16 protein-coding genes and 1 pseudogene are annotated in these 16,444 nt (G+C 64.7%); 5 read left to right on the top strand and 12 right to left on the bottom strand.

Annotation, left to right across the window (positions count from 1 at the left end; all coding sequences use genetic code 11):
- Positions 1-1,131: YfbK domain-containing protein (locus tag ACESNG_RS11475; RefSeq protein ID WP_373069036.1), on the top strand; the 1,131-nt coding region annotated here is incomplete at its 5' end.
- Positions 1,132-1,335: 204 nt separating this feature from the next.
- Positions 1,336-2,265: an MBL fold metallo-hydrolase gene (locus ACESNG_RS11470; RefSeq protein WP_373062708.1), complete on the top strand. Its 930-nt coding sequence runs from the start codon at positions 1,336-1,338 to the stop codon at positions 2,263-2,265.
- A 36-nt stretch (positions 2,266-2,301) separates the two neighbouring features.
- Here ACESNG_RS11470 and ACESNG_RS11465 read toward each other — a convergent pair whose 3' ends face one another.
- From ACESNG_RS11465 to ACESNG_RS11450, 4 genes are read right to left on the bottom strand one after another with little or no spacing between them, the layout of a single operon-like run.
- Positions 2,302-2,649: a hypothetical protein gene (locus tag ACESNG_RS11465; RefSeq protein WP_373062710.1), complete on the bottom strand. Its 348-nt coding sequence runs from the start codon at positions 2,647-2,649 to the stop codon at positions 2,302-2,304.
- A 14-nt stretch (positions 2,650-2,663) separates the two neighbouring features.
- Positions 2,664-5,192, bottom strand: a complete 2,529-nt coding sequence (locus ACESNG_RS11460) for a penicillin acylase family protein (RefSeq protein ID WP_373069038.1) — start codon at positions 5,190-5,192, stop codon at positions 2,664-2,666.
- Positions 5,193-5,194: 2 nt separating this feature from the next.
- On the bottom strand, positions 5,195-5,941 hold the full coding sequence (locus ACESNG_RS11455; protein WP_373062712.1) for an MIP/aquaporin family protein: 747 nt from the start codon (positions 5,939-5,941) through the stop codon (positions 5,195-5,197).
- Between the two features lie 6 nt (positions 5,942-5,947).
- The gene (locus ACESNG_RS11450; RefSeq protein WP_373062714.1) at positions 5,948-6,331 is read right to left on the bottom strand and encodes a hypothetical protein; all 384 of its coding nucleotides are present in this window, start codon (positions 6,329-6,331) and stop codon (positions 5,948-5,950) included.
- A 155-nt stretch (positions 6,332-6,486) separates the two neighbouring features.
- Between ACESNG_RS11450 and ACESNG_RS11445 the strand changes: the two genes are divergently transcribed.
- Positions 6,487-7,053, top strand: coding sequence for a PepSY domain-containing protein (locus tag ACESNG_RS11445; RefSeq protein WP_373062716.1), 567 nt, complete (start codon positions 6,487-6,489; stop codon positions 7,051-7,053).
- Here ACESNG_RS11445 and ACESNG_RS11440 read toward each other — a convergent pair.
- Together ACESNG_RS11440 and ACESNG_RS11435 are read right to left on the bottom strand one after the other, a co-directional pair.
- Positions 7,033-7,917, bottom strand: coding sequence for a response regulator (locus tag ACESNG_RS11440; protein ID WP_373069034.1), 885 nt, complete (start codon positions 7,915-7,917; stop codon positions 7,033-7,035). The genes ACESNG_RS11445 and ACESNG_RS11440 overlap by 21 nt on opposite strands.
- A gap of 262 nt (positions 7,918-8,179) precedes the next feature.
- Positions 8,180-9,325 carry a putative sulfate/molybdate transporter gene (locus ACESNG_RS11435; RefSeq protein ID WP_373069032.1) on the bottom strand — a complete coding sequence of 382 codons (1,146 nt, stop codon included), beginning with the start codon at positions 9,323-9,325 and terminating at the stop codon, positions 8,180-8,182.
- Between the two features lie 172 nt (positions 9,326-9,497).
- Here ACESNG_RS11435 and ACESNG_RS11430 point away from each other — a divergent pair, with 172 nt between their 5' ends.
- Both ACESNG_RS11430 and ACESNG_RS11425 read left to right on the top strand, forming a co-directional pair.
- Positions 9,498-10,472 (top strand): ABC transporter ATP-binding protein, encoded by a 975-nt coding sequence (locus tag ACESNG_RS11430; RefSeq protein WP_373062722.1) that lies wholly within the window; start codon positions 9,498-9,500, stop codon positions 10,470-10,472.
- Complete coding sequence (locus tag ACESNG_RS11425) at positions 10,465-11,751, top strand: ABC transporter permease (RefSeq protein ID WP_373069030.1); 1,287 nt, start codon at positions 10,465-10,467, stop codon at positions 11,749-11,751. Before ACESNG_RS11430 ends, ACESNG_RS11425 begins: the two co-directional genes overlap by 8 nt.
- Positions 11,752-11,757: 6 nt before the next feature.
- Here the strand turns inward: ACESNG_RS11425 and ACESNG_RS11420 are convergent, their stop codons facing one another.
- From ACESNG_RS11420 to ACESNG_RS11395, 6 genes and pseudogenes are all read right to left on the bottom strand, one after another.
- Positions 11,758-12,177, bottom strand: a complete 420-nt coding sequence (locus tag ACESNG_RS11420) for a BrxA/BrxB family bacilliredoxin (protein ID WP_373062726.1) — start codon at positions 12,175-12,177, stop codon at positions 11,758-11,760.
- 12 nt (positions 12,178-12,189) lie between these two features.
- Positions 12,190-12,579: a co-chaperone GroES gene (locus ACESNG_RS11415; RefSeq protein ID WP_373062728.1), complete on the bottom strand. Its 390-nt coding sequence runs from the start codon at positions 12,577-12,579 to the stop codon at positions 12,190-12,192.
- 544 nt (positions 12,580-13,123) lie between these two features.
- The gene (locus ACESNG_RS11410; protein ID WP_373069028.1) at positions 13,124-13,567 is read right to left on the bottom strand and encodes a DUF350 domain-containing protein; all 444 of its coding nucleotides are present in this window, start codon (positions 13,565-13,567) and stop codon (positions 13,124-13,126) included.
- Positions 13,554-13,688 (bottom strand): annotated as a pseudogene (locus ACESNG_RS11405) (SPFH domain-containing protein); the annotation flags it as partial. The pseudogene ACESNG_RS11405 and the gene ACESNG_RS11410, both read right to left, overlap by 14 nt.
- A 771-nt stretch (positions 13,689-14,459) precedes the next feature.
- Positions 14,460-15,881 carry a M24 family metallopeptidase gene (locus ACESNG_RS11400; RefSeq protein WP_373062732.1) on the bottom strand — a complete coding sequence of 474 codons (1,422 nt, stop codon included), beginning with the start codon at positions 15,879-15,881 and terminating at the stop codon, positions 14,460-14,462.
- A gap of 38 nt (positions 15,882-15,919) precedes the next feature.
- Positions 15,920-16,414 carry a hypothetical protein gene (locus tag ACESNG_RS11395; protein WP_373069026.1) on the bottom strand — a complete coding sequence of 165 codons (495 nt, stop codon included), beginning with the start codon at positions 16,412-16,414 and terminating at the stop codon, positions 15,920-15,922.
- Between the last annotated feature and the right edge of the window lie 30 nt (positions 16,415-16,444).

Below are 16,444 nucleotides of genomic sequence, written 5' to 3'. Positions count from 1 at the left end.
CGGATCGAGACGGCCGCGCTGCCGCCGAGCAACCTGGTGTTCCTGATTGATGTGTCCGGGTCGATGAACCAGTGGAACAAGCTGCCATTGGTAAAGTCATCGCTGCGACTATTGGTCGATCAGCTCCGCCCGCAGGATCACGTCGCGCTCGTGGTGTACGCCGGCGCGGCGGGACTCGTGCTGCCCAGCACCAGCGGTGAAGAGAAGGCGACCATCGCCACTGCAATTGATCGGCTCGAAGCCGGTGGCTCCACCGCCGGAGGCGCGGGCATCGAGCTCGCCTACCGTACGGCGCGCGAGCATTTCAAGCCCAACGGCAACAACCGCGTGGTCCTGGCCACCGACGGCGATTTCAACGTGGGTGCCAGCAGCGACGGCGACATGGAGCGCCTCATCGAGAGCAAACGTGCCGAGGGTACGTACCTCACCGTACTCGGCTTCGGTGAGGGCAATTACCAGGACGCGAAGATGGAGAAGCTCGCCAAGCGCGGTAACGGCAACTACGCGTACGTGGACGACATCGCCGAAGCACGTAAGGTATTGGTGAAGGAGATGGGCGCGACGCTGGTGACCGTAGCCAACGACGTAAAGCTGCAGGTGGAGTTCAATCCGGCCGCGGTACGCGCCTATCGCCTGATCGGCTACGAAGACCGTCTGCTCGCCATCGAAGTTTTCACGGACGACAAGAAGGACGCGGGTGACATGGGAGCCGGACATGCAGTGACAGCGCTGTATGAAGTGGTGCCCACGGGTGTGACCGGCACGATCACGCTGCGTGGCCAGGACTCGCTGCGATACCAGGTGCCGAGTAACGACGCACCGCGTACGACCGCGACGAAGAACGAGCTGATGTTCGTCCGTATGCGGTACAAGACGCCGGGGGAAAGCGCGAGCAAGCAGCTCACACAGGCCGTGATCGACACAGGTCGTGGCAGCGTTTCGAGCGACTTCCGCTTCGCGGCGTCAGTGGCCGCGTTCGGGATGGTGCTGCGCAACTCAGAACACAAAGGCACGGCGACGCTGCGGTCGGCACTGGAGATGGCACGCGGGGCACGTGGAGAAGACGAAGGAGGATACAGGGCGGAGTTCGTCGGCATGCTCAGGCGGCTCATCAACAGCGAACGGCGCTAGGAATGACGGGCGCCAGGAATGAGGGGCGCCAGGAGTGAACCGCGCCAGGAATAAACAGCGTGAGAGCGAAACAGCGCTGTCCCACGTTGTTCATCCGTTCCGCAGTTTACTCCTAGCGCCGTTCACTCCTGGCGCCCTTTATTCCTAGCGCCCCTTATTCCTAGCGCCGTCTATTCCTAGCGCCCCGAGCCGTTCAAGACCCCCATGCGTCTCCTCTTCTGTCTCTGCCTCGCCGCCGCGCCCTCCCTCAGAGCGCAGGCTCCCGTTCGTACCGCCGACCCTGCGGTGCGCGGCGTCCCCCTCAGCGAGTTCCCGCGCTTCGTGAAGCTGAGCGACAAGGTCTACGGCTATGAAGAGATCCGTCAGCCCGGCTTTACGACGGTCAGTCTCGTTGTGATCGGACGCAATGGCGTGCTCGTGGCCGATGGACAGGGTAGCATGCAAGCCACGCAGACCATGCTCGACAAAATCAAGACGATCTCGCCACTGCCGGTGAAGTGGTACGTGGTGGGCTCCGATCACGGCGATCATACGGCGGGCAACAGTGTGCTGCCGAAGGACATTCGGTTCGTGGTACACGCCAACTCTCTCGTGCAGCTCGAGAAAGATTCGGCTGCCGCGGTGGCCGGCAATCGCCCGGCGGTGATCGTGCCGCCGGCGGCCATGAAGAGCGACAACGAGACCATCGATCTTGGTGGCATCAGCGTGCGCGTGCGCTTTCTCGGACGCGCGCACACCGGGGGCGACCTCATGGTAGAAGTGCCATCGGAGAAAGTGCTGTTCATGAGCGAGGCGTACCTCAACCGTGTCTTCCCTGCCATGCGTTCGGCCTACGGCGCTGAGTGGGTGCGTACGATTGACCGTGCCCTCGCGCTCGAGAACGTGGACCGGTTCATTCCGGGACACGGCTTCATCGAAGATGCGAAGGCGTCGCGTGAAGAACTGATCACGTTTCGCGAAGCGCTCGTGGCGGTGATCGACGAAGTGAAGCGGCTCAAGGCAGCGGGACTCACCGTGGATCAGGCGATCGCGCAGGCAAACTGGGGCCCGTACGCGAAGTGGTTCCTGGCGGAACAGCAAAGCCCCATCGCTATCCGTCGCTTGTGGACGGAACTCGATGGGGCTTCGAAGTAAAGCGACGTATATCGAGGTAACGATGGCGCGCGTCGTTTAGCTGATCGCGACGCGATCCGTTCGCAGCACGCGACTGACCAGGCCGGCAAACCCACCGGCCTGCAGTGCCGGCAACACGAGCGTGGCCACCAGCACCGCCCATCCGGGCAGCGAGAAATTGCGTCCGATCATCGCCGCGAACTCCATGAGCGCCGCGCCGCGCTCGGCCGCCACTACCAGCAACACCGCCGCCGCCATTGCTGCCGAAAGTGCACCGGCGCGAATCGCGCCGCCCTGCCGAAACAGCACGCCGGTCAGCACGCCGGCCACGGCCGCGCCCCACACGCCCAGGAAGCGCTGCGCGACGAACTGCAGCAACACCGCGCTGATGAAATTCCTCCACATAGTGAGCGGCCCGGTCAGCGTTGAAGCGTGAGCACGGCGCGCGTATCCGACGCCGCCAGATCCTTCGCGCTGCGCGGGGTGCGCACGCTGTCGAGCTGTCCGTTGGCCCACATGGCATAGCGATCGAGGTAGCGTGTGCTGGCAGGATTACCACTCTGCCCGCCCGGATACACGGCGCGAATGCGCGGCTCCTTGTCCATCTCGACCACCATACGCCAGCTGGCGCCGAAATTCGCGCGCTTCGAGCCCACCGACGGATTGAGCGTGCCGCGTCCGCCGTCGATCGGCATTTCCGGCGCCGCAAATCCCGCGAGCCGTAGCAGATGATTCGGCCGCGCCGGCGCCACACGTCCCCATGTCCACGGGGTCTTCACCGGATCACCGTACTCGGTGACCAACGTGTCGTACGCCGCACGCAGTGCCTTCGCGAGAATCACGTTGCGATCCTCGCGCACGTCACTCGTCCGACGGTCGTCCCACCATCCGTTGGCCGAATCGGCCAACAGCTGCAGCAGTCGCGACTCAGTCGGCGTGACCGAGCGCACGTTCGACTCGGGCGCGAGGAATTCGTCGTACAGCAGCGCGGTGGTTTGCGCGACCGCAGTCTCGAACAAACGCGCGCCGGTGTTGTCCCGCGTGTATTGCCGATTCCACGAGGCCAGCAGCGTGGTGGCGGCCTTGAGGGAGGCCGAGGTGTCACCGGCCGCCATACGGGCCTGCGCCGCCGACACGAGAGCCGGGGCCAGCAGATCGGCGCGCACGCTGCCGGGATTGGTATGGAAGCTGCGCATGTCATCGGGCGTGACCGAACTGTCGGCACGGAGCAACCGATTGATCTGCAGCGCACGCCAGATCTCGAAATTCGGGTCGGGGCCCAAGTAGAGCGCGTCCTGCTGCGGATCGATCGGCTGCTGATTGGCCGACGCCAGATAGCCCTGCGCCGGATTCCTACCCTGCGGATAGCGCGACACCGGCCAGTCACCGATCCAGTCGTTCGCACGCAACCAGCCGTCACGCACTTCGGTGCCACGTCCACTGTCGGCGCGCACGGGATAGCGTCCCGTGGAGCGAATCATGATCGTGCCCGACGTGTCGGCGGTGATGAAGTTCTGCGCTGGCGCTTGATAGTACGCCGCCATCGAATCAAGAAACGCCGGCGCGGTCGTCGCGTGAAAGGCCGCGAAGTACCCCTGCAGCTCCTTCCCCGATTCCAGCACCGTCCATCGCATCGAAAGCCATTCGCGTCCCTGACGCTGCATCGGGCCGCGGTGCGTGTAATGAATCGTGTCGACGTCGATCACTTTTCCGACCTTGTCGTGATACGTCTCGATGCGCGTGTCGGTGAACTTCGTCATCACGCCATCGAGTTCATATGCCGCCGGTGCCGCGTCGTTGTCGACCTTCTCGCGCCAGAAGTCCATCACGTCGGCGCCGGTGTTCGTCGCACTCCACGCCACAGCGCGCGAATACCCGATCGGCACGCCGGGCAAGCCGGGAATCGAGACGCCACCGATTTCGAAACTGCCCGGAACCACGATGTGCACCTCATACCAAATGCTCGGCAGCGTGAGCTCGAGATGCGGATCACCGGCCAGCAACGCGTGTCCGTTGGCCGAACGCGATGGCGCGACTGCCCAGTTGTTGCTCGCGAAGGCGCGGGCCTGTTCGACGGTGGGATCGATGGCCTTGAGCCAGGACAGCGGTGACATGCCGGCCGAGGTCGTGTTCGCACGCAACGATGCCACCATGCGCGCAGCCATGGTGTCGGGCGCGCCCGGAGCGGGAATCGCCGAGAGCGCCATCCGCACAGGGTTGCGATTCACAGGCTGAATCGGCTCCTGCACCGGCGAATCAGCTTCCATCAGCGCATTCGCAGCAGCGTCGCCGACCAGGGCGCGCGCTTCGAGCAGTCCGAGTTCACCCGGTTCGCGCGCGAGGGTGTAGCCCATGCGATTGAGCACGTGCACCGAGTGCAGCGGCAGCCATTCACGCGGCGCACGATCGAGCAGCTTGTACTCCATCGGCCACTGCGCCGGTGAGAGCGACGCCCGGTACGCGTTCACGCCTTCCGCATACGCCAGCAACAACTTGCCACTCGTCGTGCCCTCACCGATGTCGCGCCACTTCCGTTCCGCCGAGCGCGGCATACCGAGCCGTCGCGTTTCCTGGTCGGCCGGCAACGCCACCTCACCGACCAACTCGGTGAGCGTGCCTTCGCCCGCGCGCGACTGAATCTCGAGCTGAAACAACCGGTCACGCGCGGTGACGTAGCCAAGCGCGCGCATCGCGTCGGCATCGGTGGTCGCGAAGATGTGCGGTACGCTGCGCGCGTCGTATCGCACGTCGACCGCGCCGTCGAGCGAAGGAATGCGGCTCGTGGCGGTGGTCGGCAGCTCGTTCGCCGCATTGGCCCACAGGCCCACTACCGGCGAGAGCAAGCCGCCCAGTGGCGGCAGCGGACCCGCTCCTACCACGCCGACGTAGGTGGTACCAATGCCAACGGCGGCACAGAGCGCCGCCGTCACCAACCGTCCCGTGGTCATGCTCACTGCGGAACTTCCTTGGCGGCTGAGAGGGCGGACCAGAGCAGTGCCGCGAGGGCACCACCGGCCAACGGTCCGACCACGGGGATCCAGGCGTAGCCCCAGTCATTGCCCCCTTTGCCGGCGATCGGCAGGATGGCGTGTGCGATGCGCGGACCGAGGTCGCGTGCCGGATTGATGGCGTAGCCGGTGGGGCCGCCCAGCGACAGGCCGATGCCCCACACCAGCGCGCCGACGAGCGCCGGACCGAGATTGGTCGCGGGTGTAGCGCCGGCCACACCGGTGCTGCCGATCGCGCTGGCGACGAGCACCAGCACCATCGTGCCGATGATCTCGCTGATCAGATTCGGCACCGGGCTACGAATTGCCGGTGCCGTGCAGAAGCAGGCGAGAATGGCGCCCTGATCGCGGGTTATTCGCCAGTGTGGGAGGTAGTGCAACCACACGAGGGTGGCACCCACGATTGCTCCCGCCATCTGCGCGGCGACATGTGCGAGAGCGTCGGGCACAGTGCGCGTGCCCATCAGCACATTGGCGAGTGTACCGGCCGGATTGATTTCACCTGGTGCACCCAGCGCGATGGCAACGAGCACGCCGCAGAGCACTGCAAATGCCCAGCCGGCGGTGATCGCGATCCACCCCGCACCGTGGGCCTTCGACTTTTCCAGCAGGACACCGGCCACCACACCATTGCCGAGTAAAATGAGCACGAGCGTTCCGACAAACTCGCCGAGCGCGGTGGACGGCATGTCCGGTCAGTTCGGTTGACGCGCAGCAGCGAACGGGAAGGCGCCGAGTCCTTCGGCTTCCATCGTGCCGGTCATCTTGTCCTTCTCGCTCATCACGCCAGTGCCGCGGATCTTGATCTGCTGTCCGCCCATGTCGTACGCGAAACCGAAGAAGATCGAGTCGCCCTTCACGACGCCGTCGAAGTTGGCGGTGCCGAGCTGCGATTCGGTGGTGCCGGACACCGAGTCACCCTTCTGTGTGACGGTCATCAGCGACTGCATCGACTGTCCCTGCGCGTCGATGGCGACGTTCCACTTGCCACCGAAGTCGGCGAACATGCGTTGCGCGGCCACGGCCGTCACAGACAACGCGAGTGCGGCCGAGACGACGGCCATACGGATCTTGGTCATGATGAGAGATCTAAAAGGTGGGAGAGGACGCTCAACGAGATCGACCGGGGTCCATGCCGTAAAAGGTATCACCAATACGGCGGTTTGCGAGCGGGGGTGTCATGCGCCAATTTGCACGCCCACGCCCCGCCCCTGCCTCATACCCCACAGTTTGCATGCCCACTCCTGCCTTCTGGCGCCGCTCTCACCGTTGGATCGGCGCGCCAGCGGCGCTTTTCCTGGCTTTCGCCTCGGTGACCGGCGTCATCGTGGCCGGTACCGAGTTTTTTGGCGAAGATGAAGCTGTGCGTGAGGCGAATCGCACGCTGGTGAGCGCTGTGCATACCGACTCCCCGCCTGACTCCTGGATGGGGGCGATCAACGCCGCCATGGCCAGCGCGGCGAAGGAAGCGCGGGGTGCGCCCATCGACAAAATCGCCATCGAATTGAAAGGCCAGGCACCCGTCATCACGATATACCTTGGCACCAACACGGGCGGCGAGGACCGTCGGCTGGTGTTCGATGCACGGACCGGGAAATTCATGCGCAGCGACGGCTACGCCGACAAGGCGTTCATCAACCGCGTGCACAGTGGCGAAGTGTTCGGCGACGGCGGGCTGGTGGCGTCGATGCTCTGGGGAACCGCCCTGTTTGCCCTCACGGTGAGCGGCTTCATGCTGTACTGGCGCCTGGCTGGCGCAAACCGTCAGGGGCGCACGGGATTAAAGCGCTGGTTCTTCTAGCCTCGGCGAGATCAGCTCAACGACACGCGCGTGGCAAGCTGGCGGCGCACCACGGCGAGGATCTGTTCGGCAGTAGACGGCTTCGGAATAAAAATTTTCGCCCGGCACCATGGTTTTGTTGGACGGGTCGAAATCCGGGTCATAACCGCTGGTAAAGACGATTGGCAGCGTCGGCTTGCGCCGTCGTAACTCGGCGGCGAGCTGCGTGCCGCTCACGCCACCGGGCATGACGAGGTCGGTGATCACCAGGTCTACCGACAGCTCGTACAGATTCCAGTGATCGAGCACCTCACGACCACTGACCGCCACGCGCACCTGATAGCCGTCGCGTTCCAGCACGCGCTGCATTAGCCGGCTCACCGTGGGCTCGTCTTCGACGACCAGCACGGTGGCGGCGACGGCGTGTTCACCCGAATCAGCGGCTTCGTCGTGAAGAATGGTTCGAAGATGCGCGGCATGTGCGTTGTTGAAGTCGCGCGCATCGCCACCGGCCAGCTGTCCGATCGCCTCCATCTTCTGACTCTGACGCGAACGCTGCTCACTCGACGACAGCGCTTCCAGCATGTGCGCGTTCGCTTCGGCCGTCTCGCGCTGCCCGCGCAGTGCCGTCGCGAGCACCAAGCCGACAAGCGCTTGCACGCCGATGTAGACCTGCAGAATCACCAGCGCATCGCTGCCACTCTTGCCGCCAAGCGAAAGCGAGTTTCCGGTAAGCAAGAGAGTCACGCCGGCACTGGCAATGCCGACGAGACTCCGGAGTGCCCCGAGCTGACCGAAGCGCAGTGTTGCCCAGAGCACGAGCAGGGACAGCATGCAGGGATGCGCCAGCAGGGCCGCGAACAACGCGTCACCGCGGAACGCCAAGAGCGATCAGACCAGCACAACACGGCGACATCACGCAGCCGCGCGAAGCGGATTGGCGACGAGGTGAACCGACGCAGCAGCCACTCGGCGATGAGGAGTTCCGACAGACTCACGGCGAGATACGCGACGGCCGTGAGGGTAGCGTAGCCCTGCCGCGCATTCGACAGCGTGTCGCGCACGATCACGCCGGCGAAGATCAACGGATGACGTTGGACGCCGACAGCGGTTCAGGGAGCAACCAGCGCGAAGGCATCCGGTGCAGTCAGTTTGAAACGACGCGGCCCGACCAGCGCTCGAGGGCAATGCTGAGCAAGGTACCGCCGGCGAGTGCGACCGCGTATCCGTACGGCAGGAACGCGGCGGCCAGTCCACATCCTACGGCGAATACGAACCAGCCCGGCGTGCCACGAAGGTCGCGTACCAGCAACAGCACCGTGATCGCTTCGACCAGCAGCAACGTGCCGAGGATGGGGCCGGGGAAGAGCCGTTGAAAGGCGGCCGGTTCGCCCACGAGGAAAAGTCCGGAGAGCACGAGGAACATGCCATAAATCACGCCACTGGCGCCGGTACGGGCGCCGAAGGCGTAGTGTCCGGCGATTCCACCGGAGCCATGACACACCGGAATCCCGCCAAGCGGCGCCGCGACGAGGTTCATGAGGGCGTAGGTGGTGCCGATGCGACGTACCGTGAGCGGTTCACGATCGGGAAAGAGATCGGCCACCACTTGTTTGGTGGCGAGCACGGAATTGCCGAGCGAGAGGGCAAGTTGCGGGAGCGCCAGCAGCAGCGAGGCTTGGGCGAATTCAGTTGGTGTGGGCCACCGTGCCGGGAGTGCGGGGAGCCGGAAGCCAAGCGGCAGCGGCGCACCGGTGGGCCACGTGAGCGCCGCGACGACCAACCCAAGCGCGAGCACCACCAGCGCGGCGGGTACGCGATGACTTTCCCGCAGCCAAAGTACGAGTAGGAGCGAGACCGCCGCCAGCAGCCATCCGCGGGATCCATTGGCGGGGATGAAGCGGGTGAGAGCGAGCATGGCGAGCTGAATGCCGAGTCCGACCTGAATGCCGCGCACAACGGGCTTGGGGACGGTTCGCGCGATCCACGCGAGGGCGCCGGAGCGGGCGAGGACGAGCATCACGACACCAACGATCAACCCACCGGCGGCCAGGAGCGGTGGGGCGAGCTTGCCCGCAATGGCAACGGCCGCCATGGCTTTGAGCGGTTGGACCGGCATGGGGAGCCGGTAGGCGAGCCCCGATGCGATCTGGAGGGCGCCAAAGACGACGAACGCCGTGGTGGCGTCCATGCCGGTCGCCACCACGATGCCGACAAGCAACGGGAGGTCGGTGCCGAGATCGCCGAAGGCACCGGAGAACTCGGCGCGGGTGAAGCGGAGGGGATGGGACAATGCGTTTGGCGTGGCGTTGAGGTCGAGGCGGGCCTGGAGCCTCGCATGGTCTGCGCGATTGAATTGAAAGGTAGACTTCGGTGGTGCCGTTTGTTTCCAATCCCGCCACCGAACCGTCTGGTGTAACCCGAGGCTCTGGCCCAACGCCTTCCTTTCCCTTCGATCTGTCCTGGTGTCTTCTCCAGCTGTTGCCATTCGCGTGGAGCACGTTCGCAAGGCCTACGCCAATCACCTCGCCGTACGTGACGTCTCGCTGTTGGTGCCGAAGGGCACGGTGTACGGGCTGCTCGGCCCCAACGGCGCCGGGAAAACGACGACGATCCGGATGATTCTCAACCTCATGGTGCCCGATACGGGACACATCGAGGTGCTGGGGCGGCCCGCCGGTGACCCCGCCGTCTCCGATCGCGTAGGATACCTGCCCGAAGAGCGCGGCCTCTACCGCAAGATGGAGGTTCGTCGTGTGCTGCGCTTTCTGGGACGCTTGAAGGGGCTGCAGACCAAGGAGGCCGACAAGCGCATCGACCTCTGGCTCGATCGCATGGGACTTCGTACGGCCACGCAGGACTGGGGCAACGCCAAAGTCGAAGACCTGTCCCGCGGCATGCAACAGAAGGTGCAGTTCATCGGCACCATGCTGCACGAGCCCGAGGTGGTCATTCTCGATGAGCCCTTCAGCGGGCTCGACCCGGTCAACGCTCAGGTCCTCAAGGACACGGTGCTCGATCTGCGTCGCGAAGGACGTACCGTGATTTTCAGTACGCATCTCATGGACAACGCGGAACGCATGTGCGACGCGGTGGCCATTATCGCGCGAGGGGAAGTCGTAGCCGACGGCGCGCTGAATGCCTTGAAAAAACAGTACGGCGGTCCGGGACGGGTCAGCATCGAGTTCGCCGGCAACGGACGCGATCGCGCCCGCGCGGTGCTGGAGAACACCGCGCTGGTGTCCGGCTTCGACGATCACGGACAACGGGTCGAAGTCGACCTCGCCGTCGGCGCGACCTCGCAGCAGTTGCTCAGCCAGTTGGTAACCCACGACGTCGAGATCGTGAAATTCGATCGTTCCGAAGCGTCGCTGCATCGGATCTTCCTTGAACGCGTGGCCGCGACGGGCGTCGAAGCGGGGCTCAGCGGCAATGGGTAAGCTTTACGCAGTCATTGGACGCGAATTCGGTGAGCGCGTGCGTTCACGCTGGTTCCTGCTCACCACGCTGTTCGGTCCGTTCCTGTTCGCGGCCTTCACGCTGGGACCGCCTTGGCTCGCGTTCCGATCAGCGCGGTCGGTCGATATTTCCGCTGTCGTCATCGTGGACGCCACCGGACAACAGGCTGGCGCCGGCGTCGCAACAGAGCTCACCGGTGGGCTCATGGGCACCGCGCGCGCGCCCAAGGTGATCACCACGAGCGCGGCCAGTGCCGCGCACACGCTCGACTCGCTGCGCATCGACGTTGCCGCCGACCGCTTGCCTGGCGTGGCCTATCTGAGCGCCACCTCGATCGAGTCGGGCGCCGTGTCGATGCTGCTTTCGAGCAGCGCACCGATCGCGACCTCGGAGCGTCTGCAAAAAGCGATCGAACGTGAGCTACTGCGGCAGCGGGTCGCGGCGGCCGGTCTCGATGCCGAGTCGGCGCTGAAACTGGCGCAGGTGCGGGTGGCGCTCAAGGTGGAGCGCGTGATGCGGGACGGCCGCACGGGATCGGCGCAGGTCAATCTGATCTTCGGCGCCGGCGTGGCGGTGCTGCTGTACATCGTGATCGTGTTGTACGGACAGATCGTGTTGCGCAGCGTGACCGAAGAGAAACAGTCGCGCGTTTCGGAACTGGTGTTGGCCAGCGTTTCACCGCGCATCCTGCTCTCGGGCAAGGTGCTCGGCATCGGTGGCGTGGCATTGGTGCAACTCGGGTTCTGGACCGCGTCGATGGTGACGCTCATGACTAACCGCGGGCGCATCCTGTCCGCCCTCGGCGTGGCGTCATCCAGCATGACTCTGCCGTCGGTGTCGTGGACCGACCTGATTCCCCTGCTCGCGTACTTTTTGCTGGGATACGTGCTGTACGCCGCGCTCTTCGCGGCCGTGGGCAGCATTGTCAGCTCCGAACAGGAAGCACAGCAGGCACAGACGCCGGTGCTGATGTTGCTGGTGGGGAGTGTCGCGCTGTTGCAGCCGGCCCTTGCCGACCCCGACGGTCCGATCGCCCGCACGCTGTCGCTCGTGCCTTTTTCCTCGCCGATCATCATGCCGTTGCGACTCGGACTGGTGGCCGTGCCGACGTCGGAACTCGCGGTCTCACTCGGCCTGCTGTCACTGCTGGCGGCCGGCGCTATGGTTGCCGCCGGCCGACTCTATCGTACCGCGTTGCTGATGTACGGCAAGCGCCCGTCCATCCGCGAAATCATCCGCTGGATCCGTCTCGACGGATAACCGCGCTCACGCAGCGCAATACTGGTCAAACGCGCCCGTAAGGTCCTGCGCGATTTCCTGCGCGGTGCGGCCTTCGATCTGATATCGCTCCAGCATGAACACCACGTCGCCGTCTTTGAACAGCGCGATCGACGGGGAGCTCGGCGAGTAGCCCGTGAAGTACGACCGCGCGCGGTCGGTGGCTTCACGATCCTGGCCGGCGAATACGGTCGTGGCGACTTCCGGTTTCACGGCGTTGGCCATTGCCATAGCGATGGCCGGACGGGCGTTCCGGGCGGCACAGCCACACACGGAATTCACCACCACGAGCGCAGTGCCTTTGTGTTCCTGCAGGAGCGCGTCGACGGCGTCAGCGGTGCGCAGTTCCTGCACGCCAAGGCGCGTGAGTTCTTCGCGCATGGGCTGGAGCATGTACTCTGGATACATAGAATCGATCTCCTAGTACTCGGGAATGTCTTCACGTGGTTCACGCACGAGGGCGAGAATCGCCGCCTGCGGCACCACGAGATACTGCTCGTTCTCGAACGTGATTTCGACGGCGGCTTTTCGGAAGAAGAGCGCGTAGTCGCCGACCTGCGCCTGCATGGGTACGAATCGCGCTTCCCGACCGGATCCACCGGAGATCCGCCACGGCTCTTCGCCTTGGTCGGTGAGTTCCGGCAGTGCGAGGCCCGGGCCGGTGGAGACGATCTCTCCGCCTTGCACGGCTTGGTTGTCGATGGCCGTAGGCGGCAGATACAGCCCGACTTTCGATCGCTGGTCGCCGTCTTCGGCTTTGACGAGGACGCGGTCACCGACGACGATCAGACGCTTGTGCTTGCGATTCATCTATTCCTTTACACGCTTAGGGTTCTTATTGAAATCTAATCTGTCGCTTTGGGCTTTGGGCTTGGTGTGCTGGCGGAGCCGCCCGGCGCGCTCCCGGCATCCCCCTTCGCGGCTTTTCTGCTGCGCCGATCGCCGGGCGCTGGCGCGCCGGCACTCGCTTGCAGAGAGCCGCTGTGGGGGAGCCGGGGCGCGCCGGGCTGGGGTGGTGGGGACACCGGGCGGCCGACGGTGGCGCGGTCGGGATTCCAACCGCCCCGTCGCTAGTACAAGCGCAAAGCGCTGAGGGGCGCGTAAGGGGCGCTTGTCAGACCCGCCCGGTCCATGACGGCGCGGGCTTGCCACCCCTTCGGTGTGCGAACAGAAGTGCGTGGCACCCGCGCCTACCGCGGCCTCGCGGCTCGGGTCGTGAGGCGACCGAGCGGCTCTCTGCAAGCAAGTGCCGGCGCGCAGCGCACGGCGATCCGCGCAGCAGAAAAGCCGCGAAGGCTCGACCTCACGAGCCCGCGCCGTGACCACGCGATCCACCAGCTGCGTACCACGACCTTCACCCCGCAACAACCGAAAAAGCCGATAACGCGGCGTGCACGCCATGCCATTGGGATTCTTCGAAGAGGCTCAGGCCGCTGAGATCAGCGTGTGCCACGAACAGGCGCGGCGCGGGTTGCCACGCGTTCAGCGCCGCCACCCGACCGAGCACTCCGGGCGTGGGCTGCGTCATGGCATGTCCCCAGCGCATGATGTCGATGCGCGCCACGCACGCTGCGATGTCGCCGTGCGCCCGACCTAGATCGGCCAGGATCTCATCACGCCACGAGCTCCATGCGCGCTGCTGCAGATACTGCCGAGCATCACGCGCAGAGCCCATGAGGATGGCGGCCGCCGTGTTGCGCTTCTCGGTATTTCCGGGCGTGAGCAGGTCGATGACGATGAACGCGAGGACGAACATCACGACGCCGATCAGTGCGAAGGCGCCGGAGCTGAGCGGCACGGCCTTCGTTCACGAAGATCGCGAGCTGCGATTCCCGAACGGTCAACTTGCTGCCGCTCTGGATCTCCATGTCCTGCATGGGGAAGCGTTACATGAGGACGCCGGGACCGAATTCGGTCCACTACTGATCAGTGCAGCAAATAGTTCTGGATTGTCTGCAGTAACATCCCAACGTTTTGGCATTCGAACGGCGTCCGTTATCGATGTGCTTTGAGAATGGGGTCGTTTCGTCTGGTCTCGACTGGACCGGCGAGGCGCTGCCTGTCGGTCGTTTGCGCGGAGGCGCGCGCGACCGACACGCACAGAAGCACCGTAGCCACAGGAGTTGTGGTTCGACACGCCCGGGTCCGCCGCCGCGATGCCCGTATCGATCAGTTGTGCTGTTCTTCGCGTCTCTTCGCGTGTTCCGCGAGCTTCGCGTGAACCAGCCGACTCTCCGACAGCGCCGAGACAGCCGCACGCACTGCGGTTCGCGCGAAGTCCGCGAAGATCGCGAAGGCCCGCGAAGAACAGCACCCACAGGAGTGGTGGTTCGACGCGCCCAGGTCCGCCGGCGTGATGCCCGTATCGATCATTTTTGCTGTTCTTCGCGTCTCGCGAAACTGTTCGTGGCGGAGAACAAGGAGGACGTTCGCGTGATGCTGTGGCCGAGATGAGGGCTCCCGTGCGCCGACATCTCTTCCGCCGCCAGAAGCGACCGCAGATCATTCAGAACCTGTTCCACGAGGCGCACGTGTTGTACACCGCACGACGGCACTACGCACCAATCAGCGGCCTGGTCAGTAAATGACGTCGATGAACTGCTTGCGAAGAAAATCACCCAAGGCCATGGAAGCCGCTCCGGTACGTTAAAGAAGAACCGACTCTACGAAGCGCGCGCGAAGAAGTGTCATCACTTCACCAGGTGGAATGTGCTCTGACGACCGAACGCCCAGCGCACCTTCCCGTTCCCATCGATGATGACGTCTTCTTCCTGAGCCGAGCGGACCCGCTGGTTGTTCCACTCCGGCACGGGCGTGGTCGCCTGCAGTTCGATGGAGTACCACATACCCGGGATGACCTTGTGATCACCGCGACCCGGAACGCCGTCCTGATAGTCCCACAGCCCGATCAGCGCGCCGGCGCCGTGGCCGTGCAGTCCGATGGGATGCGAGTACAACGTGCCGTCGATCTTCTCCTCGCGCATGCGCTTGAGCGACGCCGCCAGTACTTCGTTACCGGTGCGTCCCGGCTTGAGCTCGCTGACCGTGATGTCCTGTAGACGATTCGACGCCATCAGCGCGCGCTTGATGCCGGCCGGCACGTCGGTCTCGCCATCGCGCAACACATAGCCGTTGTGCTGGGTGTCGGTGTTGAGGCCGAGGGCGGTGATCCCGAAGTCGCAGTGCAGCAGATCCCCCTTGAGGATGGTGGGGTTCACGCCCACCAACTCCGGGCTGCCGAACTGCCGTTGCACTTCCACACTCGGCTGAAACCAGGTGGACAGCCCCAGATCGCTCACGCGCTGACGCATCCACCAGAGCACGTCGTCGGCCTTCGTGACGCCGGGCGTAATGACCTTGTTCGAAAAGGCCTCCTGGATGATCTCCCAGGCCACGCGATTGAGTTCGCGGAACATCGCTTCTTCTTCCGGCTGACGAGCGGCGATGAGGTCCACGGCGAGCGCCTCGGCCGGCACGACCTTGGCGGCCCACTCCGGTCCGAGCGCCTGCAGCATGCCATCGCGTTCACCGCTCGCGAGTCCATCGGCGAAGGCGAAAGTGCGCGACGTGTTGACAGCGATCTTTCTGGGCTTCCGCTCTTCGATGACCTGCTTGAGGATATTCCACTGCTCGTCGCCCCACAGCTCCGCCTGCCGATCGTTCGAGCGGCTGCCGGCCGCGGGCGCCGACACCGCCTTCATACTGCGCACGGCCTTGAACACGTTGCCCTGCGAGGTGCCGCCCAGCGCAATACGTTCCACACCCGCCGCACCGCGATCGAAGAACACATAGATCGTTCTGCGACGAGCAGCGAAGGTGGTCGGCGAGGTGATCGCCGTGAACACGGGGTCTTCGTTGTATTCGCGCATGGGGACTACCCACATATCGATCCCTTCGCGACGCATCAGCGCCGGCAGCGTGCGCTCCATGCGCAGCTCCAGCCACTGCTGCTGCTTGAACGCCTGCTCGCGCAGCGTGCCGAAGGGGCGGAGCGTGTCGGCCGCGATCGATCCGGACGTCCGGGCGCCGGGTGTGGCCGGCGTGACGACCGGCTGTGCGGCGAGCGTAGAAGCGGACGCCGAAGCGAGCAACAGGATGGGGAGAATGCGCACGGAATTGAGATCGGTGATAAGTGAATGACGGAGTGTGACTACGCGCTGCGCGCGGGGGCCTCGCGCCGTTCCATGGCGCGACGAACGAGTTGCACGCTGCCGCCCAACACGAGCGCGAACACCACGAGCACGATGGTGCGCTCGACGAACGTCTGACCGGCCATCGGCCACCAGTCGGGCCAAGTGGCCATACGTGACCCGACTCGCTCACGTGCGAAGGCGATGAGCAGGGAGCTGGTGCCCATCTCGGCGAAGGCTTCGATCACGAGAAACAGCGCCACGCGAGGCGGCCACCGCTTCACCGGGAAGTTGCCCAGGTGCCAGGTAAGCATGCCGCAGAGGAACAGCACGCCCGCCACCAGCCCACCCACGAACAGCATCCAGTTCGTGCTGCTCAGCAACGCCGCGCGCCACAGGCGCAGCAGGACGCCGGTGATACCTGCCGGCTCCACCGTGCGTATGGCGAACGCGCGCAGCGGGTGCAGGCGCTCTTCGCCCCAGTGGATCACGTCTTTCGGAAAGAACCGGCTCATGCTGGCAAGGTACGTCAGGTCGGGACGGAC

It is taken from the genome of Gemmatimonas sp. (assembly GCF_041689975.1).
Taxonomy (GTDB): Bacteria; Gemmatimonadota; Gemmatimonadetes; order Gemmatimonadales; family Gemmatimonadaceae; genus Gemmatimonas.
This window is presented reverse-complemented; position numbering and strand designations above follow the sequence as displayed.